Here is a 3,574-nt window from a genome sequence, read left to right on the forward strand (position 1 = left end):
AATCACTAGGATTTGTTAATCTAACACAAACATATCAAATGATGCATTAAATTCTAATGAACCGCCGTATACCGAACGGTACGTACGGTGGTGTGAGAGGTCGGTAGATAAAATAATTATCTACCTCCTACTCGATTAAGTAATTAATAAAAGTAGAATATGTTTTTAGGAGAATTACTATAAAAAATGGGTATAATAAATTTATCTAAATAAATATTTTTTATGGAGGAATACAAATGAAGAAATTAAGAGTATTTTCATTGATAATTTTATTATGTATGTGTATAAGCCTACCAGTAAATGCGATAGAAAATGAGCAGGCACAAAAAGTAGTTCTAATAGATCCAGGTCATGGAGGATTTGATGGTGGTGCACAATCAAAGAGCGGAACAATTGAGAAAGATATAAATCTAGCTATTAGTTTAAAATTAAAAGCTAATTTAGAAGGAAAAGGATATGTGGTGCATTTAACTCGTCAAGATGATGCAGGTCTAGAAATAAAGGGAAAAACTATAAAGGAAAAGAAGAGAGAAGATCTAAAAAGAAGATGTGAGTTAAAAAAGGAAACTAAATGTGATGTATTTGTATCTATTCATCAAAATATGTTTCCACAAGCTAAGTGCTATGGTGCACAAGTATGGTATGCTTCTAATGATAACAGCAATAAGTTAGCAACAAGTATTCAAGAGTCATTAAAGGAATCAGTAAGTGATAATAATAAGAGAGTTGCTAAGCCAGCAGGTGATGCATACTTAATTTTAAGAGATAAGTATGAGGGCGCATCTGTATTAGTAGAATGTGGTTTTTTATCTAATCCAGAAGAAGAAGAAAAACTAAAAACAGATAAGCACCAAGAAGATATAGTTAATGGAATATCCTTAGGAATAGATAAGTATTTTCAAGGAAATGAGAGTACAAATTAAATTAAAAATAGAAGAGAGATTTATAATCTCTCTTTTTTGTTTGTTAGAACACAATTAGCTGGTAAAGACTAATTTTTAATTTTAAATTAACTATCTTAATAAAGTATATTAACAAAAATAATAAAATATTCTTATATTCAAACCTATTGTAAAAATATTAGAAAAACACTAAACTTAAATTATATAAAAAGGGGGTATATATATGAGAGAAATACATATAAGTGAAATAGTTAATGTAGTAAAAGAATTATGTATAGAGTCAAATTACTACTTATCAAAGGATATAAAGGATGCATTACTAATATCTGAAGAAAAAGAAACGTGGCCAATAGCAAAGGACGTTTTAAATCAAATAATAGATAATGCTAATATAGCTAAGAATGAGGAAATGCCAATGTGCCAAGATACAGGAATGGCATGTGTGTTTGTTGAACTTGGACAAGATGTTCATATAGTAGGTGGGTTATTAGAAGAGGCTATAAATGAAGGGGTTAGAAGAGGGTATGATGAAGGATTTTTAAGAAAATCAGTTGTTAAAGACCCTATAGATAGAGTAAATACTAAAGATAATACTCCCGCAGTTATATATTATGATGTTGTAGCTGGGGATAAATTAAAGATAACAGTTGCCCCAAAAGGCTTTGGTTCAGAAAATATGAGTAAAATTAAGATGTTAAAGCCATCAGATGGTATAGAAGGGGTTAAGGAATTTATAATTGAAGTAGTTAAGGCAGCAGGGCCTAATCCATGTCCACCGATGATAGTAGGAGTTGGTATTGGAGGAACATTTGATAAGGTTGCATATTTAGCTAAAAAAGCTTTAATTAGACCTATTAATACTAGCAATAGCAAAGAGTATTATGCAGAGCTAGAAAGAGAAATGTTAGATAAAATAAATGAACTAGGAATTGGTCCACAGGGATTTGGAGGAATGACTACAGCCCTAGGGTTAAATATAGAAACTTATCCAACTCATATAGCTGGATTACCTGTAGCTGTTAATATAAATTGCCATGCTACTAGACATAAAGAAAGAACTATATAGGAGGAGAATTTAAATATGGCTATAAGATTAAGTACACCTCTAACAAAAGAAAAAGTATCGGAATTAAAATCAGGTGACAGTATATTATTATCAGGAACTATATATTCAGCTAGAGATGCTGCTCATAAGAGATTAGTAGACTTATTATCTGAAGGAAAAGAACTTCCTATAGATTTAAACAATGAAATAATATACTATGTTGGTCCAAGTCCAGCTAAGCCTGGAATGGTAATAGGGTCAGCTGGTCCAACTACTAGTTACAGAATGGATTCATATACTAAAGCATTATTAGAATTAGGACTATCAGGAATGATTGGCAAGGGTGCAAGAGGAAAAGAAGTTATAGACTCGATAATTAAAAATAAAGCTATATATTTTGGAGCAACAGGTGGCGCAGCTGCCTTAATTGGAAAAAGTATTATATCATCAGAGATAATAGCTTATGAGGATTTAGGTGCAGAAGCTATTAGAAAGCTAGAAGTTGTAGATTTACCGCTTGTAGTAATTATAGATAGTATGGGAAATAATTTATATGAGATTGGTCAGCAAGATTATTTAAATAGCAAAAAATAAAAAAATTATCCTCAGAAAAATTAATTTTGTTAACAGTTTTGTGGAAAACTTTTTTTATCTGTTGATAAATTTAAAACCTCTTAAGATATTTTTCTTAAGAGGTTTTTATTTATATATTAAATCCTATGAAAACCCTTTCCGTTAACTTCAGATACATCTATTATAGTAATAAATGCTTTTGGGTCTATGTTTAGTATTTTAGTTTTTAAATTAATCATTTGTGAAGATGTAACAGCAATATAAAGCATCTTTTTAAATTCATGAGTATATTCACCTTCAGCAACTAATGAGGTTACCCCTCTGTTCATATCTTTTATAACAAAATTTATAATATCTTCTTCTTTTTCGCTTAATACTAATAATAGCTTTTTACTATTGAATCCATTAATAACCCTATCAACTACTATTCCTTGAACAAAAATAGAGATTAATGTATAAAGTGCTTTAGGAAGACCAAATATAATTGCACCAATAATTACTATTATGAAATTTATAGAAAAGCTTAGTTTTCCAATTTCAAAGTTTGAATGTTTTTTTCTAAGAACCATAGTAATAATATCAGTACCACCAGTAGATCCATTTCTTAGGAAAACTAGTCCATATCCTAGTCCACATAAAACTCCACCATAAATACAATAAAGTAAAATGTCATCAACACTTACAAGAGATGATAGAGGTTTAGTTATAATAAGTGAAATAGATAAGGAAACCATCCCTATAGCTGAATATATTGTAAACCTCTTACTAAGCATTTTATAACTTAAGAAAAATAATGGTATGTTAACAATAAATACAGTTATACCAGAAGGAACTCCAGCCATATATTCAAGAATAAGAGCAACTCCTGTAGCACCACCACTTAATAGTTGTGCTTTTACTAAGAATAAATTTACACCTAAAGATGCAATAAAACACCCTAGGCATATAAGAACAAAGTCCTTGATAAAATTTTGATGTTTTTTTAGTTTAGATAACATAATAAAATCCTCTGCTTATTATTTATATAGTAATTTATATGATTAATTTAACCATA

General features: G+C 29.5%; 4 protein-coding genes. 3 read left to right on the plus strand and 1 reads right to left on the minus strand.

The window, feature by feature from the left end; translation table 11 throughout:
• Positions 1 to 236: 236 nt before the first annotated feature.
• The 3 genes from cwlD to ACRDBA_RS12600 all read left to right on the plus strand — a co-directional run bounded on the left by cwlD (position 237) and on the right by ACRDBA_RS12600 (position 2,541).
• Positions 237 to 923: an N-acetylmuramoyl-L-alanine amidase CwlD gene (gene cwlD / locus ACRDBA_RS12590; protein ID WP_438573273.1), complete on the plus strand. Its 687-nt coding sequence runs from the start codon at positions 237 to 239 to the stop codon at positions 921 to 923.
• 202 nt (positions 924 to 1,125) lie between these two features.
• Positions 1,126 to 1,968 carry a fumarate hydratase gene (locus ACRDBA_RS12595; protein WP_438573274.1) on the plus strand — a complete coding sequence of 281 codons (843 nt, stop codon included), beginning with the start codon at positions 1,126 to 1,128 and terminating at the stop codon, positions 1,966 to 1,968.
• Positions 1,969 to 1,983: 15 nt separating this feature from the next.
• Positions 1,984 to 2,541: a Fe-S-containing hydro-lyase gene (locus ACRDBA_RS12600; RefSeq protein WP_438573275.1), complete on the plus strand. Its 558-nt coding sequence runs from the start codon at positions 1,984 to 1,986 to the stop codon at positions 2,539 to 2,541.
• A 116-nt stretch (positions 2,542 to 2,657) separates the two neighbouring features.
• On the opposite strand, the gene ACRDBA_RS12605 is transcribed toward ACRDBA_RS12600, so the two are convergent.
• Positions 2,658 to 3,518: a YitT family protein gene (locus tag ACRDBA_RS12605; RefSeq protein WP_438573276.1), complete on the minus strand. Its 861-nt coding sequence runs from the start codon at positions 3,516 to 3,518 to the stop codon at positions 2,658 to 2,660.
• Between the last annotated feature and the right edge of the window lie 56 nt (positions 3,519 to 3,574).

It is taken from the genome of Clostridium sp. (genome assembly GCF_051654825.1).
GTDB lineage: Bacteria > Bacillota > Clostridia > Clostridiales > Clostridiaceae > Clostridium.